The following is a 26,955-nucleotide window of genomic DNA, read 5'->3' as shown; positions in this document are numbered from 1 at the left end:
ACGTGCCGATCCGGAGTGTGCGGAATTCAATCCCACCAGGGTCCTGCCGAGGGAATTCCGGAAATTCTTCGCCAGATAGCCCTGTGGTGAGCGGTCTATTAGTCGTCGTACGCGCAAAATCTCGTTGCGTGGACCGACAATTCCCGGGACGGGATACTGGCGCCGCGGATCAAGGGCGGCGACCCGGACGGCGCGGACGGCCGGTGCGGCTGGCATGGGACACTGGGCCCGCCATGTCTGCACCTGTCGAGCTTGTGTTCGCCGCCCCCCGCCGCGGAAAGCCACCCCGCCACCTCGCTGACCTCACTCCCACCGAACGCCGGGAGGCGCTGGTCGCCCTGGGCGAGCCGGCCTACCGCGCGCGCCAGCTGTCGACGCACTATTTCGGCCGGTATGTCGAGGATCCGGCCGAGATGACCGACCTCCCTGCCGCCGCCCATGACCGCATCGTCGAGGGCGTGCTGCCGCGCCTGCTCACGCAGGTGCGCACGCTGGCGGCCGACGGGGGTACGACCGTCAAGATGCTGTGGCGGCTCTTCGACGGTGCCCTGGTCGAGAGCGTCCTCATGCGGTATCCCGGCCGGGTCACGATGTGCGTCTCCAGCCAGGCCGGCTGTGGGATGGCGTGTCCGTTCTGCGCGACCGGACAGGCCGGGCTGACCCGCAACCTCTCGGCCGCTGAGATCGTCGGCCAGGTGGTCGCGGGCAGCCGCATGCTGGCGCGGGGCGAGATCGCGGGCGGTCCGGGTCGGGTGTCCAACGTGGTGTTCATGGGCATGGGCGAGCCGCTGGCCAACTACAAGACCGTGATCTCCGCGGTACGCCGGCTCACCGATCCGGTGCCTGACGGCCTTGGCATGTCCCAACGTGGTGTGACGGTGTCGACCGTGGGGCTGGTGCCGCGGATCAAGCAGCTCACGGAGGAGGGGCTCGCGGTGACGCTGGCGGTGTCGCTGCACGCACCCGACGACGAACTCCGCGACGAGCTCGTCCCCGTCAACACCCGCTGGAAGGTCGCCGAGGTCCTCGACGCCGCCTGGGAGTATGCCGACCGGACCAGGCGCCGGGTCTCCATCGAGTACGCCCTGATCCGCGACATCAATGACCAGGCGTGGCGAGCCGACCTGCTGGGGACGTTGCTGGCCGGCCGGCTCGTTCACGTCAACCTGATCCCCCTCAACCCCACGCCGGGGTCGAAGTGGACGGCGTCGCGTCCTGAGGACGAGGCGGAGTTCGTACGCCGGCTGGAAGCCCACGGTGTACCCGTGACCGTGCGCGACACCCGGGGGCGGGAGATCGACGGCGCCTGCGGGCAGCTGGCCGCGAAGGACAGCTGAGAGGGGCGTTGATGCTCGACTACGACAAGGAAGTGGGAAGGTACGACGAGACGCGGGGCGGGCTGCCGCGCGCCGAGGCCGCCGCGGAAGCGATCGCCAGCCTGCTGCCGCCCGGCGCGCACACCGTCCTCGACGTCGCCGGCGGGACCGGCCTGGTCGCCTCGCGGCTGGCGGAGCGCGGCCATACCGTCTGCGTCTGTGACCGGTCGGTGGGCATGCTGAGCGTGGCCGCGGATCGGATTCCGGGGTGTGCGGTGGGCGGCGACGCGACCCGCCTGCCGGTAGCTGACGGGCGGGTCGGTGTGGTCACGCTCGTGTGGCTGCTGCACCTGCTGCCGGATGCGGCGCCCGTGATCGAGGAATGCGCGCGGGTCCTGCGACCCGGCGGCATCCTGGTGACGACGATCGACAAGAACGCCAGCTACGCCGCGGACGACGATGTCGAGCGGGTTCTCGCGACCTACGGCGCGCCGGGTAGCCGACCACCGGCCAGCGACGCGCGGGCACGGATCGAGCGCCTCGCCGGCAGGTGGGGGTTGACGGCTTACTCCGAAGGGCGGTTCGTCGGCCACGGTCAGGGCTTGTCGCCCACCGCGGTCGCGGACGCTATCGAGGCCCGCAGCCTGGGTCGGCGGGTGGACCTGACGCGGACGAGTGAGCTGATCGGCGAGCTACGGGCGCTGCCCGACCCCGACCGCCCGCGACGTCCCCCCACCTATGCGCTACTGGCGTTCAGGAAGGACGCCGGGTCGGCTCGTCCCTTGTGACGGTGCCCCGCTGTCTCATGGACCGGGCAGCTGGAGGTCGCGAAGTTGATCAACGGTCCTGGTTTCGGGCGTTCGCCGCTGCGGGTGTCCGGTTCGGCCGCCGTTGATCAACTTCGCTCGACCGGAGCCTCAACCGAGGGGACCTGGAACTCGTACGTGGTGTGGCCACTGTCCGCTATGAGTTTTATTCAGAAGGCCCTCGCAGGGACAGGCCGCGGCATCGTGAAGAGGGCCGGAGCGGACTTGGCGGAGGTGTCTCGGCTTCTATGCCGACACTCCTCCGCCAAGTCACCGCAACCTCGCGACCGATCTCGCATCGTGGGCGCCACGAATCGCAAGCCGTCCGGTATTCGAGACATGAGGCGGCGCCTTCAATGCGAGCGCTTCTGAATACGCCTCTACAGGCAACGGATCCATCCCACGACGGGGGACGATCCGCCATCGGGGAGGCGGAGCCAGGTGTAACCGGCCTCGACCTTGGCATGGGCCACGGTGTCGTCTTCTTCGGTGATGAGGCAGCTCGGCACGCCGCCGACAGTGCGGGCACCACGGCTGTCTGTCCACGAGACCTCGCCCGGGATGAGCGCGGTCACGCCGCCTCGGTCAGCCTGGAAGGTCCCGCCTTGGCCATGCGGCATAAGGGCGGCGGTGCCACGCGTCACCGTCAGCGGCTTCGAGCCGAACGGCAGGTTGAGCCCGATGAGGACGCCGGCCTCACCGCTCCGACGACGACAAGGACGAGGACGGGGAGGCTCACCGCGAAGGTGCGACGCGGCGCAGAGACGGGGGCCGTTGGGCTCATCGCGGGAACGTAGCAGCCGCTCACCCCTCCGGCAGCTCGATTCCGCGGATGATCCCGTCCTGGTCAGCGGTGACCAGGATCCCGTCCACGAGGACCGGCGTACTGAAGGTGTTGCCGGGCCCGAGTTGCTGCCGGTGGCGTACCTCGCCGGTCGCCAGGTCGAGGCCGGCGAGCAGGCCCGTCGCGGCCACCAGCCAGGCGGTGCCCCCGTCGATCACGGGCCCGGCGTTGAAGGCGCGGGCCGCGACGTCGGCCGTCCAGGTGGCGACACCGGTTGCGGGGTCGACCAGTTGGACCCGCCCTCTCTCGTCGACCAGCAGCAGACCGGACGGCAGAAGCCGCGCCGGGGTGTACATACAGCCGCTCGCGACGTTCCACCGGCGCGCACCCGTGGCTCGATCGATGGCGGACGTCGCCGAGACGGTGGAGACCAGGACCTGCCCGTCGGGCAGGAGTTCCAGGACGTCATCCCAGGGGCCGTAGAGAAGCCGGCCGTACGCGTCGCCGCGGGTGGTCGCGGAGTACGCCCACAGCTCCGCGCCGGTACGAGCATCGAAGGCGTACGCGTTCCCGTCACCGCCACCTGTGTAGACGCGTTCCCCGTCACAGGCGGCGCGTCCGGCGGAGAAGCCGTGCAGGTTGGCCGACCAACGCAGGTCGCCGCTCACACTGTCCACCGCGTACAGCGTCCTGCCAGCACTGAACACCACCGTCTCGACACCGTCCACCGGCGTCACGAGCGGGCTGCTGAGCACTGGGTCCGCTGCCTGGAACCGCCAGCGGACCTTGCCCGACCGGGCGTCCAGGGCGTACAGCCGGTGGTCGGCGGAGGGTACGAAGACCGTTGTCCCGTCGGCGCTGAACGCCGGGCCGCGGTAGACCGCACCCGTCTTGGCCCGCCACACCAGCTTCCGGCCTGACCGGCTGACCCGGAAGGCCTCCACCTGCCCGGACGTGGAGGCCGCGACCACCAGCCCATCGCGCTCGGCCGGCGCACCCTGGACACTCCCGTCCAGGCGCGCCTGCCAGCGCCCGACCGGCGCCCCCGCACTGGCGGCTGGCAACGTGAAAGCCTGCGTCGCGTCGTACGTCGCGCCATTCCCGTCGGCGACCCGCACCTGCATCCGGTGGGTGCCCGCCGCGAGCGCGGCGACGTTCACGGTGCCCGACCAGACCTTTCCGTTGGTCGCGAGGTCGACCCAGCTGCCGGCGCTGCCGCCGCCGAAGACCTGCTGCGGGTAGGCCTGCGTACGGACGGCCGCGCCAGCAGCGGAGGAGTTGAGGCGTACGTCGACCCGGACCGCGCCGTTGGCCGGCGTACCCACGTCGATCCGTACCGGGCGTACGTCCTTGCTCCCGCCCGCCAGCGGAATCGCGACGATCTCGCGCCGCGTCTCCGTCCCGTCAGCGGCGACCGACACCGCCCACACCCGGAGGACGGAAAGGCCCGCGTCCGTACCACGTTCGACCCAGTAGTAGTACGCGCCGTTCTTCACCGCCTGCCCCGCGACCTGCGTGAAGCCGTTGGTGCGGACGATCTGGTCCCGGTGGATGTGGCCGGCGAACACCGCGCGCACCGGCAGTTCGGCCACCGTCTCGAAGAACGCGTCCTGGTCGTTGACGTAATAGTGCTCGGCCCCGAGCGGATAGTGCAGGAACAGCACGCTGGGCCCGGCGTCCCGAAGGTCGGTGGTGAGCCAGCGCAGGTGCTCGCGGCCGAAGTGGCCCGGCTCCTGCAGCAGCTGCGTCGGGTCGAGGCCAGCGACGTGCAGGCCGCCCACGTCGAAGGAGTACGGCGTCGGCCCGAACAGCCGGTGATAGAGCTCCGCGCCGTGGATATCCCAGCGCACCTCGTGGTTGCCGGGGACGTGCCGCAACTTCGGGCGCAGCGAGTCCGGGATGGTGGACAGGTAGGCGGTGTACTCGTCGTCCGCGCCGTAGTCGGTGATGTCGCCGCAGTTGAGAACGAACGCCGGGTTGGCCCTGGCGATCGAGTTGAAGACCAGGCGGAGCCAACCGAGCCGGGTTCCTTCGAGCGGGTTGGCGTGGGTGTCGGTGACGACGGCGAACGACAGGGGAGCGGCGGCCCCTCCGGATCCGGCGCCGGCGCCTCCGGTGGCCAGGTCCGCGAACGCGGGTGCCGGGCTGCCGAGCGCGGCGATACCGCCGAGCGCTCCGGCGGTGCCCGCGAGTGCCAGGAACCTGCGTCGGTCGAGAGAAGACGACGGTGGGCTAGGACGATGTGTCATCGCGGGTGGTCCTTCCGGGCGCACGGATGATCTCGCCCGGGGACGCTAGCGGCTGCGTAGCACCGGCACGGGCGTTCGCGATGAACAGACCCATACCGGCCGGTGAAACGGCGGCGTTTGTGGTCGGCCGGGAAGCCTACGGCGCGGGCTGGCAGTGCGGGCACCAGACGGTGGCACGGCCACCAAGGTGCATACGTCGTAACGGGGTGCCGCAACGCGGGCACGGCGCCTCGGGCTGGTCCCGCCAGCCGGTGAGCCAGGAGTCGTCCGGGGGTACGCACCCGCGCCGGATCGACACCCGTAGGACGTCGTGTAGTTCCTCGTGAAGCCGGGCCACGTCGGAAGAGGACAGGTCCGTGGTGAGGTGGCGCGGATGCAGGCCCGCCCGCCAGAGGATCTCGTCGGTGAGCAGGTTGCCGAGGCCGGCGAGCACGGACTGGTCGGTGAGGGCGGCCTTCAGCTGCCGGCGTACGCCCTGGAGCCGGTCACGGAACTCAGCGAGGGAGAGGTCCTTCGCATCGGGGCCGAGATCGCTCAGGAGGACCTCGACGTCGTGGTCGTTCCCGGTGAGCCGGACACCCTGCAGCTTGCGCATGTCCCGGTAGCGGAGTTCGCCGTCTTCCATCGCGAACACCAGCCGGTCATGGGGATGCAACGGTTCCCCCGCCGCGTCGTTCCAGATCAGCGAGCCGGTCATGCCGAAGTGGAACACCAGTGTCGGATCGTCCTTCCCGTGCCGGTGGCCCGGCTGGTGGACGGGCGCCATGAGCCACTTGCCGTACCTGCGTGGCTTGGCGAGGTCCGTTCCGGGTAACGCGGTGGTCAGCTGCCGCGGGCTGGTATCACGGAGCACCTGCGGGTCGAGCACCTCCACGCGCGTGATCGGCCGGTCGACCGCGTGCTGGGCGAGGACCCTGCGGAAACCTTCGACGTCTGGGAGTTCCGGCACGCGGTGCAGTCTTTCCGCCTTGCCCGCAAGGAAACCTCAGGACCCGCGCGGATCCGCTCTCGCCGCCCGCGATGGTCTCCACAACCGCACCAGGCCGGGCGGATCGACCGGATCGGCCGGACCGCGCCGTTCCTGGTCGATCCGGGCACAACCGTGTCCACGCTCGCTCCTTTAGGCTGGCGAAGATTTCCGTGGAGGAGGGTCAGATGCCGAAGGTACGCCGGAACCCAGAGATCGCCCGCCGGATGGTGAAGGCAGCTGAGGCGTTCCTGTCGTCGCTCACGAGCGGGCAACGCGCGTCGGCCACCGCGAGGTTCGACGTCGCCGACCACCAGGATTGGACGTACCTCCCAGGCCCACGTCCTGGTCTCGCCCTCGCCGAGATGAGCGACGAGCAGCGGACTCTGGCGCTGGAGCTGCTCGACACCGGATTCGGCCCGCAGAGCACGCGGATCGGGCGCGACATCATGACGCTGGACACGATCATCGGGCTGCGTCCGGGCCTCTACTGGGTCCGGATCCTGGGCACGCCGGGCGGCGACGAGCCGTGGGCGTGGCGGGTGAGCGGCCACCACCTCGCGATCCACGTGACCATCGCCGGCGACTCGATCGCGGTGACGCCGCGGTTCCTCGGCGCCGAACCCGCGGTGGTCCGCCACGCGCCCCTCGAGGGGCTGCGCGTCCTGAGGGACGAGGAGGAGGTGGCGCGGGAACTCCTCGGCAGCCTTGACGCCGCGCAACTCCAGACGGCGGTCGTCGCGCCCATCGCTCCGGATGACATCCTCACCAGGGCTGATCCGGTCGCGGATCCCGGCGTGCTGGCGCCTGGTCTGGCGTACGCCAAACTGAACGACTCCCAGCGCGGCCTGCTCGGCCGGCTGGTGCGGGTCTACTTCGACCACGCGCCGCTGGAGGTGGCGGTGGCGTCCTGGCAAGACGCGGTTGACGCTGGGCTGGACGAGGTGACGTTCCGTTGGGCCGGACCTGCCGAGCGCGGTAGCGGTCACTACTACGCGGTCAGCGGGCCGACGTTCCTACTGGAGTACGACAACACCCAGGACGACGCCAACCACATCCACTCGGTATGGCGGGACCTGCGCCACGACTGGGGCCGGGATTTCCTCGCCGAGCACTACGCGACTCACTGAGTCGAAGCAGGAGATTGTGGAGACTCTGGGGTGCTCTGAGCCGACTTGGTGAAGGTGTCTCGGCTTCTATGCCGAAACTCCTCCGCCAAGTCACCGAGGGCAGACGAAAAGCCTTCATCGATCTGTATCGGATGCTGTGAAATCACGAGGGAACCTCGACCTGTCATAGGTTTCTCGGTCTCTTAGCCGAGAAACCTATGACAACTCGGCAAGCTCAAGGGCACGCGCTACGCGGCGCGGTGTGGTGCGAGTTCGGCCGCCTGCCGGAGCGCCTCCAGCAGGCTGCGCTCGTCGGCGACGCCGGTGCCGGCGATGTCGAACGCCGTACCATGATCGACCGACGTACGCACGACGGGCAGCCCGATCGTGATGTTGACGCCGGCTTCCAGACCGAGCACCTTGACGGGGTTGTGGCCCTGGTCGTGGTACATCGCGACGACGAGGTCGAAGTCCCCGCGGACGGCCCGGAAGAAGACCGTGTCGGCTGGCAGGGGTCCCTGGGCGTCGATGCCGTCCGCCCGCGCCGCCGCGATTCCAGGGGCCACCTTGGTTTCTTCCTCACCCCGGCCGAAGAGGCCGTTCTCGCCCGCGTGCGGGTTGATGCCGCAGACCGCGATCCGTGGCGCCGGAATCCCTGACCGCACCAGCGTCTCGTGGCCGCGGCGGATCGTGCGTTCCACCAGGCCAGCGTCGATCCGCTCGATCGCGTCAACCAGCCCGATGTGGGTGGTGCAGTGAACGACCCGCAGCTTCGGGGCGCTCAGCATCATCGAGACCTCGGGCGTGCCCGTCAGGTCGGCCAGGATCTCGGTGTGCCCTGGAAAGATGTGCCCGCCCGCGTGCAGCGCCTCCTTGTTGAGCGGAGCCGTGCAGATCGCGTCGACGTCGCCGGCGACCGCGAGGGACACCGCACGTTCGATGTAACGGAACGCCGCGTCGCCGGCCAGCGGTGACAGCGCGCCGAACGGCAGGTCGTCAGGGATGAGCCCGAGGTCGACACAGTCGATGGTTCCCGGCTCATAGGTCGCGTCGGCTGGTCCGTCGACGCGCCGGATGTCCACGGCGACGCCGGCGATCTTCGCGGCCTTGGCCAGCCGGCCCGCGTCGCCGATGACCAGGGGACGCATCGGGGGGTACGCGTCGGAGCGGGCGAGCGCCTTGACGATGACCTCGGGCCCGACGCCTGCCGCGTCGCCCATCGTGATCGCGATGACGGGGTGGTTCATCCGTCTCCTTCCAGGGTGAGCAACGCCTTCAGCCTGGCACGGGCAAAGGCAAGGGTCTCGGTGGACCCGAACGCTCCCGCCTTCGTCACGACCGGGATCGGCCGTGGAGCGACGCTGATGGCGAGGGGTACGCCGGGTTCGACCTCCTCCACGAGGCGGAGGGCGCTCGTGTGCCAGGCACGGAGTACGCCGGTCGCGGTGTCGCCGCCGGTGGCGACCAGGCCGCCGACGAGGGGCGCGCACGGGCGGAGGAGTTCACCGAGCCGCCGAGCGAGTCCGGCGTCGTCCCCGCCACGCGCGCCGGTCTCGGCGCCGAGCGTGACGACCACGTCGTCGCCGCGGCGTAGGCAACTCGCGATCTCGTCGGCGAACGCCGGACCGGCCGTGTCGTTCGTACCATCCAGGGCGGCGGCCGGGATGGTGACGTGCGTGGCGCCCTCGGCGGCCACCCGGGCCGCCTGCGCGCGGGCGACATCGCTCGCGCTGCCGATCGCGACGAGGATCGGGGCCGAGCCGTTCGCCTCCGGTCGGGGAGCGGGCGCCCCGTTGGGCGTTCCTGTCAACGCCGGGTTGGCGGCCAGGGCCGGGGCCAGCCCGCCCGAGCCGACCCAGACGACGGGGGAGTCGAGCAGGCTTCCGGCCCGCACGATCGCCCGCAGGTCGCCGTCGTTCGCGGCGTCGCACACGAGCGCGCGTATGCCGGTCGCGCGGACCGCGCCGAACGCCGCGGCGAGGTCTCCCGCGCGCACCGCCCGCAGGTCGAGGTGCCTCGTGGCGATCCCCGACCGCTCGAGGAGTTCATGGATGGGCGGCTTGTCCAGGGGAGCTCCGTCGACATGCTGCCGCCCGCCGACAGTGGTCCGGCCCGTACCGGGGAACGCCAACGCGACCACGGCGACCGCACCTGGTTCCCACGCTGTCAAGGCCGCCTTGACTTCGGGGCCGAGGTGGCCGCGCAGGATCGAGTCGGCCTTCTTGTAGAGCGTCCTGACTCCAGCCGCGCGGAGCGACGCGACGACCTCGGAGGTCCTCGCCTCGGCCGAGTCCGGGCCGCTCGCCCGGGTCCGGGTGTCGATGGCCAGGACATCGGTCCGGGCGGTCAGGGCGGTGTCGAGGGAGGGCTCAGCCCAGGCCACCGTGGTCGCGAGGCCGGTCTGTAGGAACCCGACTCCTGTGTCGGCGGCGCCGGTGAGGTCGTCGGCGACCACCGCGACGGTCGCACGCATCAGCGCGCCGTTTCCTGGATCGCGGGAAGCGCTGCGTGCATGCGCGCAAGCTACGCCTGGAACGTGCACCGCGCAATCGGCACATCCCGTACACGGACAACGGCCGTCAGCGAGCGTCGGTGCCGGAGCCACCCGGGCCCGCGCCGGGGCGGTACTCCGCGTCTGGTCCGGGCCTGCGAGCCAGGAGCCGGCGCACCGGCAGGACGTACCACAGCATCGCGAACAGCACGGCCACCAAGGTGGCCAGAACGATCGCGATGACGAGGCCGAAGACGAGATCGAGGACGAGCAGGACGGCGCTGACGATGGCGAGGAAGAGCGACGCCATGCCGCCCAGAGCGAGCCGGTTGGACACGCGGACGACCTCCTGTTTACGCCCCTTGGCGAACATCGCCCGGTGGACGGCGACCGGCGCCATGAGGAGGGCCGTCGCGGCACAGCACAGGAGGAGAGTGACGACGTAGACGCCTCGACCGAACGGCGTGGCTTCGGCGAACCTCGGTTGCACCGCGAGGATCAGCAGGAAGCCGAAGAGGATCTGGACGCCGGTCTGCAGCACACGGAGTTCGGCGAGCAGATCCTGGAAGTTCCGGTCGGCTCGCTGGAGCGGCGTTTCGCGCCGTGCTCGGAGGATCCATTCGTTGTCGGTCCCCATGCCTGCATGATGCCTCGCCGGAGGATGACGATCACCAGGCGATGTCCGGATGAGCCCGATTTCTCCGTCTTCGGCTCCCGTCGCCCGCGACTCGATGCCGGGTCGGGCGGTCCTGGCGAGGGGGCGCCCAGGAGAATGGCGGCGTCCGGAACCCGCGACCGGGGTCCGGGGGACGTGAGTCTGTCCGAGGAGTGAGCATGAGTGCCGACGTACGCCGCGAGTTCGTCCTGACCCTGTCGTGTGCGGACCGGCTCGGTATCGTCCACGCCGTCTCGGGCTTCCTGGCCGAGCACCACTGCAACATCGTCGACAGCCAGCAGTTCAGCGACCGGCTGGACGGCCGCTTCTTCATGCGGGTGCACGTCCAGTCGGAGTCGCCGGAGGTGACGCTCGAGGCACTCCAGGTGAAGTTCGCGCCGGTCGGTGCGGCGTTCGGGATGGACTGGCAGCTGCGCGACCTGTCCAACCGCCAGCGGCTGATGGTGCTGGTCTCCAAGCAGGACCACTGCCTCAACGACCTGCTCTACCGCTGCCGGGTGGGTGCGATTCCCGCCGACATCGTGGCCGTCGTCTCCAACCACCCGGATGCGGGCTCGATGGTGGAGTCCGTCGGTGTGCCGTTCCACCATCTCCCGGTCACCCCCGAGACGAGGACGACCCAGGAAGAGCGGATCCTCGACCTCATCACCAAGGCAGGGGTGGACCTGGTCGTGCTGGCGCGGTACATGCAGGTCCTGTCGCACGAGCTGTGCGAGAAGCTGGTCGGGCGGGCGATCAACATCCACCATTCGTTCCTGCCGAGCTTCAAGGGCGCGCGGCCCTACCACCAGGCGTACGAACGCGGCGTGAAGCTGATCGGCGCGACCGCACACTACGTGACCGAGACGCTCGACGAGGGGCCGATCATCGAGCAGGAGGTCGCGCGGGTCGACCACGCGCTGACCCCGGCGAAGCTGGCCGCCGTCGGGCGGGACCTCGAGTGCCTCGCCCTCGCCCGCGCGGTGACCTGGCACCTGGAGCACCGGGTGATCCTGAACGGCACCAGAACGGTGGTCTTCCGCTGACCCCCTGTCCGTGAACCCTGTCCGGTGTGAGTTGACGAGGAGAACACGACGATGAGTACGGCGCGGATTCTGGACGGCAAGGCGACGGCGGCGGCGATCCGGGCCGACCTGACCGCCCGGGTGGCGGCGCTGCGGGCGCGCGGCATCACCCCCGGACTCGGCACGGTGCTCGTGGGTGACGACCCGGGCAGTCACGCGTACGTCCGCGGCAAGCACCGCGACTGCGCCCAGGTCGGCATCGCGAGCATCCAGGTGGAGTTGCCGGCGACCGCGACGCAGGCCGAGGTTGAGGATGCCGTCTACCGGCTGAACGACGACCCCGGGTGCACCGGCTACATCGTCCAGCTGCCCCTGCCGAAGGGACTCGACGCCAACCGCGTCCTCGCCCTGATGGACCCAGCCAAGGACGCCGACGGCCTGCACCCGGTCAACCTCGGCTGGCTGGTCCACGGCAAGCCCGCGCCGCTGCCGTGCACGCCGCGCGGGATCGTGGAGTTACTGCGGCGGTACGACGTGGAGATCGCCGGGGCGGAGGTCTGCGTGATCGGGCGGGGCATCACCGTCGGGCGCCCGCTCGGGTTGATCCTGACCCGCCGGTCGGAGAACGCCACCGTGACGCTGTGCCACACCCGGACCAAGGACCTCGCCGCCCACGTGCGGGCTGCCGACATCGTGGTGGCCGCGGCCGGCGTACCCGGACTCATCACGCCGGCGATGGTCCGGCCCGGCGCGGCGGTGCTCGACGTCGGCATCACCCGCACGGACGCCGGCCTCGTGGGTGACGTCGATCCGGGCGTACGCGAGGTTGCCGGCTGGCTGGCTCCGATGCCGGGCGGCGTCGGTCCGATGACCCGCGCGATGCTGCTGACCAACATCGTGGACGCCGCCGAAGCCTCGGCCGGCTAGCTGACCCTCGGCGGGGCTAGCTCACCAGGGCGGGCGCGAGGGTCCGCAGTTGGTCGAGCCCGAGGCCGTCGCGCGGCGCGAGCGGCTGGAGGAGTACGTGGTCCGCGCCGCCGGCGAGGTGCTCGTCGACCCGGGCCTTGATCGCCTCGACGTCGCCCCAGGCCACCACCGCGTCCACCAGCCGGTCACTCCCGCCGCCCTCGACGTCCTCGTCGGCGAACCCCAGAGTGCGCAGGTTGTTCACGTAGTTGGGGAGCGTGAGGTACATCGACATGTACGCCCGGGCGATCCCGCGGGCTCGGTCCGGATCGGTCTCCACGACCACCGCCTGCTCGGGGACGAGTAGCGGCGACGGACCGAGAGCCTCGCGGGCCCGCGCGGTGTGCGAGGTGGGTACGAAGTACGGATGGGCGCCGTCGGCGCGGTCGCGGGCAAGCTCGAGCATCTTCGGCCGGAGAGCGGCCAGCACCCGCGGCGCCGGTTCTGCCGGGCGGGGGCCTTCGTATGCCGCCGCGTCCAGCTCGTCGAGGTAGCTCCGCATCTTCGCGAGCGGCCTTTCGTACACATGGCCGCGTACGTTCACGATCGGCTGGTGGCTCACGCCGAGCCCGAGGATGAACCGCCCGGGGTAGGCCTCCGCGATCGTCATGGTGGCGGCGTTCGTCGCGACCGCGTCCCGCGCCCAGACGTTGGCGATACCGGTCCCGACGATCAGCCGACCCGTCGCGCCGAGCAGGAGCGTGGACGCGGTGAAGGGGTCCTTCGTCACCGGGCTCTCCGAGACCCACAGCGAGCCGTACCCCAGCTCGTCGACCTCGGCGGCGGCCTCGCGCGCCGCGGTGGTGGGTGCGGAGTTCAGGGCGCCGAGCCAGACGCCGACGGGCCCGAGGCGTCCCTTCAGTGCGCTGGTGGTGGCGGCAGTGGATGGCATGTGGTCGCTACCCCTTCCATTCGGAGGATTGGCGTTCGGAGGATTGGCGTTCGGCGGCCGGGCAGATCAACAGCAGACCGGGTCAACAACGGCATACCCATAAGTCATCCGCGACAGAAATTTCCGACAGATTCCCGCCGACCCGGAATAGATCGGTAGGCCTGGGTGCTACACCACCCGGGTCGGTGTGGTCCGTGTCCCCGGGCCTCACCAACAGCCGTCGCGGAATACCGTTTGGCTGGAGCCGCGTCGCGCCATTCGCCGAGAGGCGACCGCCACACCGGCCCTTCAATTTTCTTCCGCCGAGAGGTCCCCTCAGGCTCGGCCCTGCGCGCCCGGCGGCCGCTCGTCCAGCGAACGCTCAGGTCCATGAGGGAGACTATGCGCATGCGAGAGGTCGTACTCCTCGGCTCGACGGGCTCGATCGGCACTCAGGCGATCGACGTCGTACGCCGTAACCCTGACCGGTTCCGGGTCGTCGGGCTCGCGGCGGGCGGCGGTCAGATCGACGTCCTCGCCCACCAGGCCCTCGATCTCGGCGTCGACGTCGTGGCTGTCGCTAGGGCGACCGCGGTCCAGGACCTCCAGCTCGCGTTCTACGCCGAGGCCCAGCGGCGGGGATACTCCCAGGGAGAGTTCAAGGTCCCCAAGATCCTCGCCGGGCCCGACGCCGCCACCGAGCTCGCCCAGTGGCCGTGTGACGTCGTTCTCAACGGCATCGACAAGTCGCAGGGACTCGCGCCCACGTTGGCCGCACTCGCGACCGGCCGGACCCTCGCGCTCGCCAACAAGGAGTCCCTGATCGCGGGCGGTTCGCTGGTGAAGGCCGCCGCCAAGCCAGGTCAGATCGTTCCGGTCGACTCCGAGCACACCGCGCTCGCCCAGTGCCTGCGTGGCGGCGCCCGCTCCGAGGTACGCCGGCTCGTGGTCACCGCGAGCGGCGGCCCCTTCCGCGGGCGGGCTCGGTCGGAGCTCGGCGAGGTGACCCCGGAGCAGGCCCTCGCCCACCCCACCTGGAACATGGGCCACGTGATCACGATCAACTCCGCGACCCTGGTCAACAAGGGCCTGGAGGTGATCGAGGCGCACGAGTTGTTCGACGTTCCGTACGCCGACATCGAGGTCGTGGTCCACCCGCAGTCGATCGTGCACTCGATGGTGGAGTTCTACGACGGCTCGACGATCGCGCAGGCTAGCCCGCCCGACATGCGGCTGACCATCGCACTCGCGCTGGGCTGGCCCGACCGGGTGCCAGACGCCGCGCCGCCCTGTGACTGGTCGAAGGCGACGGCGTGGGAGTTCGAACCCCTCGACAACGACGCCTTCCCTGCGGTCCAACTGGCCCGCGAGGCCGGGATCCGCGGCGGCGCGGCGCCAGCCGTCTACAACGCCGCCAACGAGGAGTGCGTGGCCGCGTTCACCGCTGGCCGGCTGCCCTTCCTCGGCATCGTGGATACGGTGGCTGCCGTCCTCGCGGAGTACCCTCACGACGCTGGCGGCGGTAGCACGCCGGCGACCCTCGAGGACGTCCTCGAAGCCGAGTCATGGGCCCGCGAGCGAGCCCGGCAGCTCATCGACCCGCACACGGCCGCACCGGTCAACCAGGAAGGCGCCTCCACATGGACCTGATCGCGATCCTCGGAGCACTTGTCTTCTTCGCGGGCGTCCTCGCTTCGGTGGCTCTGCACGAGGTGGGCCACATGGTGCCGGCGAAGCTTTTCAACGTCCGGGTCACGCAGTTCATGGTGGGTTTCGGCAAGACCCTGTGGTCCCGCCGGCGAGGCGAGACGGAGTACGGCGTCAAGCTGATCCCGTTCGGCGGGTTCGTCCGGATGATCGGGATGTTCCCGCCGGCGTCTGACGGACGGATGCGGCGGTCGAGCACCGGCCCGTTCCAGACGCTGATCGAGGAGGCCCGCACCGCCTCCGCCGAGGAGACGCCGCCCGGCCAGGAGCACCGCCTCTTCTACACCAAGAAGTGGTGGCAGAAGCTCATCATCATGAGCGGCGGTCCGCTCATGAACGTCTTCCTCGCGGTGATCCTCTTCTCGGTGGTCCTCATGGGCTTCGGGATCGCGGTCCCCAAGCCGACTGTGAGCGCGGTGCCCGACTGTGTGATCCCGGCTGCCGCGGGCCAGCGCGAGTGCACTCCCCAGGACCCGATCTCACCGGCGAAGCAGGCCGGACTCCAGGCGGGTGACCGGATCGTCGAGTTCAACGGCGTACACATCACCACCTGGGACCAGGTGTCCAAGCTGATCCGGGAGGCCGGCGCCAGCCGTACGACCATCGTGGTGGAGCGGGACGGCCAGCAGAAGACCCTGCACGCCAACCTGATCGCCGCCGACCGGCCCAACCCCACCAACCCGTCCGAGTTGCAGCGGGTCGGCTTCCTCGGCATCACTCCGGCACAGGTATACGAGCGACAGGGGCCGGTCGCTGTCGTCTCCGAGATGGGCCGGCTCACCGTGGCCACCGTCGAGGCGATGGCGCACCTGCCCGAGCGCATGGTCGGAGTGGCGCGGGCCGCGTTCGGCGACGAACGCGCCATGGACAGCCCGATGAGCATCGTCGGAGCGAGCCGCGTCGCCGGCCAGATCGCCACCGCTGAGGTGCCCGTTTCGGTACGCATCGCGGGGTTCGTCCAGTGGCTTGCCGCTCTGAACCTCTTCGTCGCGTTGTTCAACTTCATCCCGCTCCTGCCGCTGGACGGCGGCCACATGGCCGGCGCGATCTACGAAGGGCTCCGGCGCGCGTTCGCCCGCCTGCGGGGCAAGCCGGATCCGGGATACGTCGACGTCGCCCGCGCCCTGCCGCTCGCCTACGCGGTCGCCAGCGTCATCGTGGTGATGGGCGTCATTCTGCTGTACGCCGACATCGTCAACCCCGTACGCATATGACGAGCCGGAGGATGGAACCCTGATGGTTGACCGGCCGCGAGAGCGCGCGGGACCCGCACCGAAGGACAGATGGTGACAAGCATCGATCTGGGTATGCCAACCACGCCGTCACCGACCCTGGCCGAGCGCCGCAAGACCCGGCAGATCAGAGTGGGCAAGGTTCTCGTCGGCGGCGACGCGCCGGTCTCGGTGCAGTCGATGACGACGACCCCCACGACCGATGTCAACGCCACCTTGCAGCAGATCGCGGAGCTCACCGCGACCGGGTGCGACATCGTGCGGGTGGCGGTGCCGAGCCAGGACGACGCCGAGGCATTGCCGACGATCGCCCGCAAGTCCCAGATCCCGGTGATCGCCGACATCCACTTCCAGCCAAAGTACGTCTTCGCCGCGATCGATGCGGGCTGTGCCGCGGTCCGGGTCAATCCCGGCAACATCCGGAAGTTCGACGACCAGGTGAAGGAGATCTCCCGCGCCGCGGCTGACGCCGGTGTGTCCATCCGGATCGGTGTGAACGCCGGCTCGCTCGACCCGCGGCTGCTCCAGAAGTACGGCAAGCCGACCGCGGAGGCGCTGGTGGAGTCCGCGTTGTGGGAAGCCAGCCTCTTCGAGGAGCACGACTTCCGCGACTTCAAGATCTCCGTCAAGCACCACGACCCGGTGGTCATGGTCCGCGCGTACGAACTCCTCGCCGAGCAGTGCGACTACCCCCTGCACCTCGGCGTCACCGAAGCCGGTCCGGCGTTCCAGGGCACCATCAAGTCCGCGGTCGCGTTCGGCGCGCTGCTGTCCAAGGGCATCGGCGACACCATCCGGGTCTCCCTGTCTGCTCCTCCCGCCGAGGAGGTCAAGGTCGGCATCAAGATCCTCGAGTCGTTGAACCTCCGCCCGCGCAAGCTCGAGATCGTCTCCTGCCCGTCCTGCGGGCGGGCCCAGGTGGACGTCTACACGCTGGCCGAGGAGGTCACGGCCGGGTTGGAGGGCATGGAGGTGCCGCTGCGCGTCGCCGTCATGGGCTGCGTGGTGAATGGTCCGGGTGAGGCGCGCGAGGCCGACCTCGGTGTCGCCTCCGGCAACGGCAAGGGCCAGATCTTCGTCAAGGGCGAGGTCGTCAAGACGGTGCCCGAGAGCCAGATCGTCGAGACGCTGATCGACGAGGCGATGCGGATCGCGGAGGATCTGAAGGGCGCCGGGGTACCCTCAGGCACGCCCGAGGTTGTGGTGCGCTAGTCGGCGGCGTACCCCTTCGTCGGGCCAGGAACGCGGAGGAGGGCGGATGCTCGAAACGACCGAGCAGGTTCGGCTTCTGCGTACCACCGATCTCGCCGCTATCCGGCGGATTCTCGACGCCGACCCGTCGACGAACGTCTTCGTCGACGCCCGGTTGCGGGCGGCGGGGTCCGACCTTCGCCGCCTGGGTGCCCAGGTGTGGGGATTCGAGGAACGCGGCCGACTGGTCTCCCTGTGCTACGCCGGCGCCAACCTGGTCCCGGTCGCGGCGACGCCCGCGGCGGCCGTAGCGTTCGCGGACCGGGCGATCCGGGCCGGCCGTACCTGCTCGTCGGTCTGGGGCCCGCGCGAGGCGGTCGTCCCGATGTGGCGGACGCTGGAGCCGTCGTGGGGGCCCGCCCGGGGAGTGCGGGTGGAGCAGCCGTTCCTCACCATGTGCCGTCCGCCGTCGGTGCGCCCGGATCCGCTGGTACGCCGGGTGCGGATGGACGAGCTGGATCTGGTCTACCGCGCGAGCGTCGCATTCTTCAGCGAGGAGTTGGGGGTGTCGCCGGAGGCGCGGGACGGCGGCGCCTACTACCGTGGGCGGGTCGCCGACCTGGTGAGCCGGGGCTACGCGTTCGCGCGGATCGAGAACAACGAGGTGGTCTTCAAGGCCGAGATCGGTGTCGCGACGCCGCGCGCGTTCCAGATCCAGGGCGTGTGGGTGCGACCCGACCGGCGCGGGGAGCGGCTGGCGGCGGCGGGGGTCGCGGCAGTGGTCGCCGCGGGGCTGCGGGAGGTGGCTCCGGTGGCGACGTTGTACGTCAACGACTTCAACCTGCCGGCGCGCCGCGCGTACGCCCGGGTCGGCTTCACCCAGACCGCGACGTTCATGACGGTCCTCTTCTGAGCCATCCGTGAAGGCGGGCGTCCGCCGTTGGTGAGGGGCCGCATCACGGATTCTTCGTCCTTCGCGACCCTGCGGTCTCGGTAGGCGTGCCGCCTCGGGGACGGTACGCCTACGTGGAGTGCGTGTGGTCCGTGGGGAGGCGAGGTCGACGTGACGGTGCGCAGGGTGCTCGTCAGTCTGTGTGTGGTGGCGCTGGTGGGCGTCGGGTTCGGCGCCGGATATGTCCTGGGACATATTGCCGGCGGGAGTGATGCTCTGACCGACGCGAAGCCTGTCTCCGAGAACGAAGCACGGCGCCTGCTCGTGACGATCGTCAAGATCGCTCAGGCGGGTGACGATGTTGCTCTCTGCGAGACCTACAGCACAGTGGTGGAGTGGTGTAAGGAATCTTTGCCGAACGCCCGGCAGGAGAAGGTTCCCCGGCCCACCGAAGCTCCGAGGGTTGTGTCGAGCAAGCTCGTGAACGGCTGTTGTTATTACGCGGCGCGGTACCTCTCGATCGAGCTCCCCACCGCCGACGGCAAGACGTTCACGCGGGAGTTCCGGGTCTACCGCCAGGAGGGCGAGCTCCGAGCGTTCATGCCCGTTTACTGGTGCCTCGGTACGCCGTTTGGTTGCCGGACAAACGACAAGTAGCGGGCCGGCGCTGGCCGGCATCGTCGATATCCTTCCGTCAAAGGGAACCGCTTCTATTGCCAAGTGTCAGTGAGGTAGCCGCGGGGCTGGAAATGGCTCTGCCACTGGGGTTCGAGGGTGGCTGGGACATCCGGATGGTTTCGAGCACGTAGGGCGTCGTGGACCCGGACTAGCGTGTGGTGCGGGCGTACGAAGATGTCGTCGGCGGTGAGGATGATGACCTCCCAGCCGAGCTGGCGCAGAGTCTCGCGGGCCGCCACGTCATGCCGCCACTTCCGCTTGTTGGTGCGGTGGAGGTCGCCGTCGTACTCGATCGCGATCCGCTGCGCGCGGTACTGCAGGTCGGCGGTGGCCACCCATTGCCCGTGGTTGTCCAGGATCTCCAAGCCTGGTTGGGGTTCTGGGAGCCCGGCGAGTACGAACAGTAGCCTCAGCCGGGTCTCCATCGGAGAGTCGACACAGCGTCGGGCCAAGCTGGCCGCCTGCCGCGTGGAGTTCGCGCCGCGGCCCTTGCATTCCGCTGCGGCACACGCCAGTGTTCCGGTGTGGTGAATCCCCGCCGGACCATCGCGTCCCCGAGCACGACCGCCTCAACCAGCGGCAGGGTCCGGGCGAGATCGGTGAAGGTACGTTCGGCGGTGGTGACCGGGACCCCGCGGAAGGTTGCGGCATCTCCCATCAATGCCTTGTGAACCACGATTCCCCGGATCTCAGGATGGGCGGATCCGGCAGGCATGGTGACATGAAGCCGGTCGTCCGCGGGTACGGGAAGGTTCCGCAATACGGCGGCGGTCTCGTGGCTGAAGACGGCGGACTCCGGAAGGGCCAGCCGCGCCGCTCGCACCATCAGCTCAAGGGTCACTGGGACTGCGGCCGAGACATAAACGCTGCGGAAGAGCCGACGGAAGCGGCGACCACGCAGCGTTTGTAGGGACAGGCCGAGCCGACGCGCCTCGTCGAGGTGAAAGGGCCGGCGGAGAAGCTCGGGTGGAATCGGGGTCGGGGCAGGCATGGACCCAAGAGTTGCGCGATCGTGCTTGGTCAAGTCTGTCGTCATCCACAGGCTTCCATGATCAAGTCCGAGAAACTGTTCACCCAAGGTCCAATCGATGAACAGTTTCTCGGACTTGATCATGGAACCGGCGGCCAACTCGGCTCAGCGGCCTCGGCTCAGCGGCCTCGGCTCAGCTGTCCGCAGGTGAAGGCCTCACCTCAGTCGTACCGATAGGTCGCGTCGGGTACGTCGGTCACCAGCATGTGGCCAGGTGCGTGGGTGATGGCGAACGGCGGGCGCGAGGTCATGATGGCGGCCTGGGGTGTGGTGCCGCACCCCCAGAAGACCGGCACCTCGCCGGGCCGGATCGTCACCGCGTCACCGAAGTCCGGACGGTCGAGGTCGGTGATGCCGAGCCCGGAAGGGTCGCCGACGTGGAGCGGTGCACCGTGCACGCCCGGCATCGCGGCCGTCACCCGGACCGCGGTCGCGACGAGTTCTGACGGGATCGGTCGCATCGACATCACGATCGGACCCCGCAGCCGGCCGGCGGAGCGGCAGGGGCGGGTCGTGACGTACATCGGGACGTTGCGGCCTTCTTCCACATGGCGCAGGGGTACGCCTGCCTCCCGCAGTGCCGTCTCGAAGGTGAAGCTGCAGCCGATCAGGAACGCCACCAGGTCCGGGCGCCAGTAGCGGCGTACGTCGGCCGGCTCGTCGACCAGCTCGCCGTCGCGCCAGACGCGGTACGCCGGCAGGTCGGTGCGCAGGTCCGCGTCGGGGGCGAGCGGTGAGCGGACCGAGCCGGGGTCGGTGACGTCGAGCACCGGGCAGGCGCGAGGGTTGCGCTGCGCGAACAGCAGGACGTCGTACGCCCAGTCGGAGGGTACGGCGATCAGGTTGGCCTGGGTGAATCCCGCCGACCAGCCGGCCGTCGGCGAGACTGTCCCCTTCCGGAACAACGCTCGTGCCCGGGACGGCGGGATGTAGGCCATGCCGGTGGTGCTGGGGTCGAGCCGCGAGAGTGCTCGCCCGGCCAGGTCGGGTGTGGTGGTCATGGTGCGTACTCCTTCTCAAACCGCTAGGTGAGTTCGCGGCCGCGGGTTTCGGGCAGACCCAGTAACGCGACGACCGCGAGGCCGTAGGCCAGCGCACCGAACCCCATGGCGCCACCGACGCCAACGGTTTCGGCGAGAAAGCCGACGATGGTGGGGAACAACGCGCCCACACCGCGGCCGAAGTTGTAGGTGAATCCTTGGCCGGTGCCGCGTAGTTGAGTGGGATAAAGCTCAGACAGGAAAGCCCCGAAACCGCTGAAGATTGCCGACGCGCTGAATCCCAGCGGGAATCCAAGCAACAGAATGGCGGTGTTCGCGCCCACCGGAATCTGTGTGTAGGCGAGGACGAGCACCGCCGACAGCGCCGCGAAAAGCGTGAATGTGCGCTTGCGGCCGAGCCGGTCGGTGAGATATCCGCCGGTGAGATATCCGGTGAACGCTCCCGTAATGAGGAACGCCAGATAGCCGCCGGTGCCGACGACGGTCAGGTTACGTTCGGTCTTGAGGTAGGGCGGAATCCAGGTGGCGAGGGTGTAATAGCCGCCCTGTGTCCCGGTGGCGAGCAGGCTCGCGAACAACGTGGTACGCAGGTGCCGCGCACGGAAGATGCCGGCGAACGAATCCCAACCGTTCGCGCGCTGGCGACGTTCAGTGGCGACAGGCGCGTCCACGACGTGCCGGCGGACGTAGATGATGAGCAGGGCTGGAATCGCGCCGGTCCAGAACAACACCCGCCAGGCAAGATCTTCGGGCACGAGCGCGAACACCACGGTATAGACGATGACCGCGAGCCCCCACCCAACCGCCCAGGCACTCTGGATGAAGGCAACCGTCCGGCCACGAAGATGCGGCCGGGCGTATTCGGCGACCAGGATCGCACCTGTCGCCCATTCGCCGCCGAAGCCGAGTCCTTGCAGCGCCCGGAAAACCAGCAGGGTTTCGTAGTTGGGCGCGAATCCGCAGAGGACGGTAAAGACGGCGTACGTCGCGACCGTGATGATGAGGGTGCGGGTACGGCCCAGTCGGTCAGCGAGAACTCCCGCGAGCGCGCCGCCGAACGCCGACACGACGAGGGTCACGGTCGCCAACAGGCCTGCCTGTCCAGTCGTAATCTGGAGGGTCGCCGCGAGTGCGACAAGGCTGAGAGGTAAGACCTGGAAGTCGTAGGAATCCAGGCCGTACCCGCCAAAGGCGCCGACAAAAGCGCGGCGTCCCCGGCGACCGAGGGTGTGATACCAGGCGAAGGCTTGGTTTTCTTCTTCGGAAATGCTTTCTTCTTCGGAACTTGGATTCCGGGTAGGCGACGACGTCATGGCTGACCTCACAGGACGACAGATGGTCGTGCTCGGATCCGCGTCGTACGACGACTCTGGGCGCGGCGCGGCGCTGCCACTGCTGACTGCTGGGCTGAACCAGAGGAAAGTGGGTACTGCCGAGGCCTCACAGATGGTGCTACGGTTCACGGTAAGGATTGTTGAACGATCCCACAAGAGGTTGATCTCGAAGGATTTCGTAGATCTCGGAGGTTTTATGGTCGTCGCGGACGGGTCGCCCGGTGACGGCGCGAACGCCGGCCTCCGGGGCCTCGAGGCCGATCGCCTCCTACTGGGCCGGTCGAGCACGGCGGAGTTGGTCGCCGACATCCTGCGCAGCCGGATCGCTGAGGGCTACTTCCTCCCGGGTGCGCGACTTCCGGAAGACGCGATCGGTGGTGCCCTGGGGGTCTCGCGTAACACGCTGCGGGAGGCGTTCCGGCTCCTCACCCACGAGCGCCTTCTGGCGCACGAGCTCAATCGCGGTGTGTTCGTGCGCCGGCTCGCGCTCGATGACCTGATCGACCTGTATCGCGTCCGGCAGATCGTCGAGTGCGCGGCGGTCCGCACCGTTGGTTCGCCCCTGCCTGACCTGACCTCGATTCGGACGGAGGTGAAGGCCGGCCGGTCGGCGGCGCGGCGCCGCGCCTGGCGTGACCTGGGTACGGCGAACATCCGCTTCCACCAGGCGATCGCGGGCCTGGCCGGCAGCTCGCGGGTCGACGAGATCATGCGCGGGCTGCTGGCCGAGCTGCGCCTGGTGTTCCACGTGATGGCCGACCCGCGAAGGTTCCACGAGCCGTATCTCGACCGCAATGTCGAGATCCTCCAAGTGCTGGAGCGCGGCGACGGACGAACGGCCGAACGACTCCTCGGACGCTATCTCGACGACGCCCTCGCACAGCTTGTCGAGGCATACGCCGAGCGCGACAGCACGGCGCAATGACGGCTTGACATCTACCCCTGCGGAGGGAAGGAGCTCGACAATGGGGCGCGGGACCTGGCAGTTCTGGATCGACCGCGGCGGCACGTTCACTGACGTGGTGGCCCGGCGGCCGGACGGCACCCTCGTGACACACAAGCTGTTGTCCGACAATCCCGCGCGCTATCAGGACGCCGCGGTCGCCGGGATCCATACGCTGCTTGGCCTCCAGCTTGGCGACGACGTGCCTGCCGAGCGGATCGAGGCGGTCCGGATGGGTACGACCGTCGCCACCAACGCGCTGCTGGAGCGCAAGGGTGAGCGGACGGTCCTCGTTGTCACCAAGGGTTTCGGTGACGCTCTGCGGATCGGCTACCAGAATCGCCCCCGCATCTTCGACCGCGACATCGTCCTTCCCGAACTCCTGCACGAGCGTGTCGTCGAGGTTGATGAGCGGATCGCGGCGGACGGCAGCGCCCTCCGCCAACCCGACCTTGACGCCCTTGCGGTCGAGCTCCGCCAGGCGTACGACGACGGTATCCGCGCGGTGGCGATCGTCTGCCTGCACAGCCATCTGCACCCCCAGCACGAGGTGGAGATCGGCAAACTCGCCGAGCAGATCGGCTTTCCGCAGGTGTCGCTGTCGAGTGAGGCGAGCCCGTTGCTGAAGCTCGTCCCGCGCGGGGACACGACCGTGGTGGACGCGTATCTCTCGCCAATCCTGCGCCGCTATGTGCGGCAGGTCGCGGCCGAGCTGTCCGGCGTACGCCTGATGTTCATGCAGTCCAACGGTGGCCTCGCCGAGGCCGGTCATTTCCGGGGCAAGGACGCGATCCTGTCCGGACCAGCGGGCGGCATTGTCGGCATGGTGCGGATGTCCGCCCTGGCTGGCTTCAACAAGGTCATCGGCTTCGACATGGGCGGCACGTCGACCGACGTCTCGCACTACGCGGGTGCGTACGAGCGGGTGTTCAACACCCTGGTCGCGGGCGTACGCCTGCGCGCGCCGATGCTCGACATCCACACCGTGGCGGCCGGTGGCGGGTCGATCCTGCATTTCGACGGGAGCCGCTACCGCGTGGGCCCGGACTCCGCGGGCGCCGACCCGGGGCCGGCCTGCTATCGCAACGGCGGACCGCTCACGGTCACCGACGCCAACGTCATGCTGGGGCGGGTCCAGCCGGCGCATTTCCCGCACGTCTTCGGACCCAACGGCGATCAGCCGCTCGATGCTGGCGTGGTGCGGCAACTGTTCGCCGAACTCGCGGGGGAGATCGCCGCGCGGACCGGCGACGATCGTACGCCCGAACAGGTCGCCGAGGGCTATGTCCAGATCGCCGTGGCCAACATGGCGAACGCGGTGAAGAAGATCTCGGTGCAGAAGGGCCACGACGTCACGGAGTACGTTCTGACGACCTTCGGCGGAGCCGGTGGGCAGCACGCCTGCGCGGTCGCGGACTCGCTTGGCATCCGCACGGTCCTGGTGCCGCCGATGGCAGGAGTCCTGTCCGCCTTGGGAATTGGCCTCGCCGACACCACCGCGATGCGCGAGCAGTCGGTCGAGTGCACGTTGTCGCCCGCCGCGATGGAACGCCTCACCAACGTCGCAGACTCACTCGAGGCGGTGACGCGGGGCGAACTGCTCGACGAGGACGTACCCTCCGACCGGATCCGGGTGGCCCGGCGCGCCCACCTCCGTTATGACGGCACCGACACCGCCATCCCTGTGCGGCTTGGCGATCCGGCCGCGATGACGGGGGAGTTCGAGGTCGCTTACAGGCGTACGTACTCCTTCCTGATGGACCGCCCGCTCGTCGTCGAGGCGATCTCGGTCGAGGCGGTGGGCCTGACCGAGCAGCCGGACCTGTCACACATGGGCGATCCGCCCACCGGCCATTCGCAAGGCCTGGTTGACACTGGCGAACGCCGGCCGCAAGGTCTGGTTGACACGGTGCCGATGTACGCCAGCGGGGCGTGGCACCAGGTGCCGCTCTACCAGCGCGAACTCCTGCGTCCCTCCGACACGGTGGCCGGTCCGGCGATCATCGCCGAGGCGAACGCCACCACCGTGGTCGACGACGGCTGGTCCGCGACCGTCACCGAGCACGGCCACCTGCGGGTCCAGCGCGTCCGCGCCCGCGTCGACGCGGACCGGGTCAGCACAGAGGTCGATCCGGTGCTGCTGGAGATCTTCAACAATCTTTTCATGTCCATCGCCGAGCAGATGGGCGCCCGGCTGGAGTCGACGGCCCAGTCGGTCAACATCAAGGAACGGCTGGACTTCTCCTGCGCGCTGTTCGCTCCCGACGGGAGCCTCATCGCCAATGCTCCGCACATGCCGGTGCATCTCGGCTCGATGGGCGCGAGCGTGCAGGAGGTGATCAGCCGGCGGCGCGAGCGCATGAAGCCCGGCGACATCTACGCCGTCAACGATCCGTACCACGGTGGCACCCATCTACCTGACGTGACCGTCGTGACCCCGGTGTATGACGACGCGGGGGAGACCGTGTTGTTCTTCGTCGCCTCGCGCGGCCACCACGCCGAGATCGGTGGCCTGACACCGGGCTCGATGCCGGCGCTGAGCCGCACCGTCCACGAGGAGGGCGTGCTCTTCGACAACTGGCTTCTCGTCGAAGATGGTCGTTTCCGCGAGGAAGAAACGCTGCGCCTGCTCACCGAGGCGGCGTACCCCTCCCGCAATCCGACCACCAACCTTGCTGACCTCCGCGCCCAGATCGCCGCCAGCGAAAAGGGTGTCGAGGAGGTGCGCAAGATGATCGCCCACTTCGGCCTCGACGTCGTTCAGGCGTACATGCGACACGTGCAGGACAACGCCGAGGAGGCGGTCCGCCGGGTGATCGACACCCTCCAGGGCGGGTCCTACAGCTACGAGATGGATTCGGGCGCGCAGATCGAGGTGCGGGTCGACGTCAACCACGCCGAGCGCACCGCGACGATTGACTTCACCGGCACCTCGCCCCAACTCGACACGAACTTCAACGCACCCGCCTCGGTCGCGAAGGCGGCGGTGCTCTACGTCTTCCGGACCCTGGTCGACGACGACATCCCGCTCAACGACGGCTGCCTGCGACCGCTGCGGATCGTCGTACCCGAGGGCTCCATGCTCGGGCCGGTCTTCCCAGCCGCCGTGGTCGCGGGGAACGTCGAGACCTCCCAGGCGGTGACGGGCGCGTTGTACGCCGCGCTCAGTGTGCAGGCGGAAGGGTCCGGGACGATGAACAACGTGACGTTCGGGAACGACCGGTACCAGTACTACGAGACCGTGGCGTCAGGCTCGGGTGCCGGTGACGGTTTCGACGGTGCTGCGGTGGTGCAGACGCACATGACGAACTCCCGGCTCACCGACCCCGAGGTGCTGGAGTGGCGGTTCCCCGTCCAGGTCGAGAGCTTCTCGATCCGCCAGGGGAGCGGTGGTGCGGGCCGCTGGCGTGGCGGGGATGGCGCGGTACGCCGGCTGCGGTTCCTCGAACCCGTCACCGTCGGGCTGTTGTCGGGCCACCGCCGGGTCCCGCCGTACGGCATGGCCGGCGGATCGCCCGGCGACCTCGGCCACAACCGCGTGGAACGCGCCGACGGGACCGTTGTGGACCTGGCGGGCGCGGATTCGGTCGAGGTGGTGCCGGGAGACGTCCTCGTGATCGAGACGCCGGGCGGTGGCGGATACGGCACCCCCTGAGCCGCGGCGGCCGCGCCGGCCGCAGCGGCCGCGGCGGGCGCCGACAACGCCCG

The 26,955-nt window shown here is 69.3% G+C and carries 23 protein-coding genes; 12 read left to right on the top strand and 11 right to left on the bottom strand.

Annotation, left to right across the window (positions count from 1 at the left end; all coding sequences use genetic code 11):
• Nucleotides 1–233 precede the first annotated feature (233 nt).
• Both rlmN and B141_RS0113290 read left to right on the top strand, forming a co-directional pair.
• A complete protein-coding gene (gene rlmN / locus B141_RS0113295; protein ID WP_026257181.1) occupies nucleotides 234–1,337 on the top strand; it encodes a dual-specificity RNA methyltransferase RlmN in 1,104 nt (367 codons plus the stop codon).
• 11 nt (nucleotides 1,338–1,348) lie between these two features.
• On the top strand, nucleotides 1,349–2,104 hold the full coding sequence (locus tag B141_RS0113290) for a class I SAM-dependent methyltransferase (protein ID WP_020575662.1): 756 nt from the start codon (nucleotides 1,349–1,351) through the stop codon (nucleotides 2,102–2,104).
• A gap of 398 nt (nucleotides 2,105–2,502) precedes the next feature.
• On the opposite strand, the gene B141_RS0113285 is transcribed toward B141_RS0113290, so the two are convergent.
• The 3 genes from B141_RS0113285 to B141_RS0113275 all read right to left on the bottom strand — a co-directional run bounded on the left by B141_RS0113285 (nucleotide 2,503) and on the right by B141_RS0113275 (nucleotide 6,104).
• Nucleotides 2,503–2,697: a hypothetical protein gene (locus B141_RS0113285; RefSeq protein ID WP_020575661.1), complete on the bottom strand. Its 195-nt coding sequence runs from the start codon at nucleotides 2,695–2,697 to the stop codon at nucleotides 2,503–2,505.
• Nucleotides 2,698–2,926: 229 nt separating this feature from the next.
• Nucleotides 2,927–5,155: an outer membrane protein assembly factor BamB family protein gene (locus B141_RS45575; protein WP_020575660.1), complete on the bottom strand. Its 2,229-nt coding sequence runs from the start codon at nucleotides 5,153–5,155 to the stop codon at nucleotides 2,927–2,929.
• A gap of 136 nt (nucleotides 5,156–5,291) precedes the next feature.
• Nucleotides 5,292–6,104: an Fpg/Nei family DNA glycosylase gene (locus B141_RS0113275; RefSeq protein ID WP_020575659.1), complete on the bottom strand. Its 813-nt coding sequence runs from the start codon at nucleotides 6,102–6,104 to the stop codon at nucleotides 5,292–5,294.
• 206 nt (nucleotides 6,105–6,310) lie between these two features.
• On the opposite strand from B141_RS0113275, the gene B141_RS0113270 reads away from it, so the two are divergent.
• A complete protein-coding gene (locus B141_RS0113270; RefSeq protein WP_020575658.1) occupies nucleotides 6,311–7,252 on the top strand; it encodes a DUF3500 domain-containing protein in 942 nt (313 codons plus the stop codon).
• Between the two features lie 227 nt (nucleotides 7,253–7,479).
• Here the strand turns inward: B141_RS0113270 and pdxA are convergent, their stop codons facing one another.
• The 3 genes from pdxA to B141_RS40420 all read right to left on the bottom strand — a co-directional run bounded on the left by pdxA (nucleotide 7,480) and on the right by B141_RS40420 (nucleotide 10,359).
• On the bottom strand, nucleotides 7,480–8,478 hold the full coding sequence (pdxA, locus tag B141_RS0113265) for a 4-hydroxythreonine-4-phosphate dehydrogenase PdxA (protein ID WP_020575657.1): 999 nt from the start codon (nucleotides 8,476–8,478) through the stop codon (nucleotides 7,480–7,482).
• A complete protein-coding gene (locus B141_RS40425; RefSeq protein ID WP_020575656.1) occupies nucleotides 8,475–9,704 on the bottom strand; it encodes a four-carbon acid sugar kinase family protein in 1,230 nt (409 codons plus the stop codon). The genes pdxA and B141_RS40425 overlap by 4 nt, the downstream gene beginning before the upstream one ends.
• A 106-nt stretch (nucleotides 9,705–9,810) precedes the next feature.
• Nucleotides 9,811–10,359 carry a DUF6328 family protein gene (locus B141_RS40420; protein ID WP_020575655.1) on the bottom strand — a complete coding sequence of 183 codons (549 nt, stop codon included), beginning with the start codon at nucleotides 10,357–10,359 and terminating at the stop codon, nucleotides 9,811–9,813.
• Between the two features lie 197 nt (nucleotides 10,360–10,556).
• Here B141_RS40420 and purU point away from each other — a divergent pair, with 197 nt between their 5' ends.
• Both purU and B141_RS0113245 read left to right on the top strand, forming a co-directional pair.
• Nucleotides 10,557–11,423, top strand: a complete 867-nt coding sequence (gene purU / locus B141_RS0113250) for a formyltetrahydrofolate deformylase (RefSeq protein ID WP_020575654.1) — start codon at nucleotides 10,557–10,559, stop codon at nucleotides 11,421–11,423.
• Between the two features lie 51 nt (nucleotides 11,424–11,474).
• The gene (locus B141_RS0113245) at nucleotides 11,475–12,329 is read left to right on the top strand and encodes a bifunctional methylenetetrahydrofolate dehydrogenase/methenyltetrahydrofolate cyclohydrolase (RefSeq protein ID WP_020575653.1); all 855 of its coding nucleotides are present in this window, start codon (nucleotides 11,475–11,477) and stop codon (nucleotides 12,327–12,329) included.
• Between the two features lie 16 nt (nucleotides 12,330–12,345).
• On the opposite strand, the gene B141_RS0113240 is transcribed toward B141_RS0113245, so the two are convergent.
• Entirely contained in the window at nucleotides 12,346–13,260 is a 915-nt protein-coding gene (locus B141_RS0113240; protein ID WP_020575652.1) for an LLM class F420-dependent oxidoreductase, read from the bottom strand.
• Between the two features lie 387 nt (nucleotides 13,261–13,647).
• On the opposite strand from B141_RS0113240, the gene dxr reads away from it, so the two are divergent.
• From dxr to B141_RS0113215, 5 genes are all read left to right on the top strand, one after another.
• Nucleotides 13,648–14,889: a 1-deoxy-D-xylulose-5-phosphate reductoisomerase gene (dxr, locus tag B141_RS0113235; RefSeq protein WP_020575651.1), complete on the top strand. Its 1,242-nt coding sequence runs from the start codon at nucleotides 13,648–13,650 to the stop codon at nucleotides 14,887–14,889.
• Nucleotides 14,880–16,160, top strand: a complete 1,281-nt coding sequence (locus B141_RS0113230; RefSeq protein ID WP_020575650.1) for a M50 family metallopeptidase — start codon at nucleotides 14,880–14,882, stop codon at nucleotides 16,158–16,160. Before dxr ends, B141_RS0113230 begins: the two co-directional genes overlap by 10 nt.
• Nucleotides 16,161–16,229: 69 nt before the next feature.
• The gene (ispG, locus tag B141_RS0113225) at nucleotides 16,230–17,390 is read left to right on the top strand and encodes a flavodoxin-dependent (E)-4-hydroxy-3-methylbut-2-enyl-diphosphate synthase (RefSeq protein WP_020575649.1); all 1,161 of its coding nucleotides are present in this window, start codon (nucleotides 16,230–16,232) and stop codon (nucleotides 17,388–17,390) included.
• Nucleotides 17,391–17,436: 46 nt separating this feature from the next.
• Complete coding sequence (locus B141_RS0113220) at nucleotides 17,437–18,282, top strand: GNAT family N-acetyltransferase (RefSeq protein ID WP_020575648.1); 846 nt, start codon at nucleotides 17,437–17,439, stop codon at nucleotides 18,280–18,282.
• A 150-nt stretch (nucleotides 18,283–18,432) separates the two neighbouring features.
• Nucleotides 18,433–18,918 carry a hypothetical protein gene (locus B141_RS0113215; RefSeq protein ID WP_020575647.1) on the top strand — a complete coding sequence of 162 codons (486 nt, stop codon included), beginning with the start codon at nucleotides 18,433–18,435 and terminating at the stop codon, nucleotides 18,916–18,918.
• 53 nt (nucleotides 18,919–18,971) lie between these two features.
• Here the strand turns inward: B141_RS0113215 and B141_RS40415 are convergent, their stop codons facing one another.
• The 4 genes from B141_RS40415 to B141_RS0113195 form a co-directional block, all read right to left on the bottom strand.
• Nucleotides 18,972–19,364, bottom strand: coding sequence for a hypothetical protein (locus tag B141_RS40415; protein WP_020575646.1), 393 nt, complete (start codon nucleotides 19,362–19,364; stop codon nucleotides 18,972–18,974).
• Nucleotides 19,349–19,930, bottom strand: coding sequence for a hypothetical protein (locus B141_RS0113205; RefSeq protein ID WP_157180989.1), 582 nt, complete (start codon nucleotides 19,928–19,930; stop codon nucleotides 19,349–19,351). Before B141_RS0113205 ends, B141_RS40415 begins: the two co-directional genes overlap by 16 nt.
• A gap of 200 nt (nucleotides 19,931–20,130) precedes the next feature.
• Nucleotides 20,131–20,970 (bottom strand): putative hydro-lyase, encoded by an 840-nt coding sequence (locus tag B141_RS0113200; RefSeq protein WP_020575645.1) that lies wholly within the window; start codon nucleotides 20,968–20,970, stop codon nucleotides 20,131–20,133.
• A gap of 23 nt (nucleotides 20,971–20,993) precedes the next feature.
• Nucleotides 20,994–22,283, bottom strand: a complete 1,290-nt coding sequence (locus tag B141_RS0113195) for an MFS transporter (protein WP_020575644.1) — start codon at nucleotides 22,281–22,283, stop codon at nucleotides 20,994–20,996.
• Nucleotides 22,284–22,500: 217 nt separating this feature from the next.
• Here B141_RS0113195 and B141_RS0113190 point away from each other — a divergent pair, with 217 nt between their 5' ends.
• Nucleotides 22,501–23,229, top strand: coding sequence for a GntR family transcriptional regulator (locus tag B141_RS0113190; protein ID WP_026257176.1), 729 nt, complete (start codon nucleotides 22,501–22,503; stop codon nucleotides 23,227–23,229).
• A 40-nt stretch (nucleotides 23,230–23,269) separates the two neighbouring features.
• Nucleotides 23,270–26,902, top strand: a complete 3,633-nt coding sequence (locus B141_RS0113185) for a hydantoinase B/oxoprolinase family protein (protein ID WP_020575642.1) — start codon at nucleotides 23,270–23,272, stop codon at nucleotides 26,900–26,902.
• The last annotated feature ends 53 nt before the right edge of the window (nucleotides 26,903–26,955 follow it).

This window comes from Actinopolymorpha alba DSM 45243, assembly GCF_000373925.1.
GTDB lineage: Bacteria > Actinomycetota > Actinomycetes > Propionibacteriales > Actinopolymorphaceae > Actinopolymorpha > Actinopolymorpha alba.
This window is presented reverse-complemented; position numbering and strand designations above follow the sequence as displayed.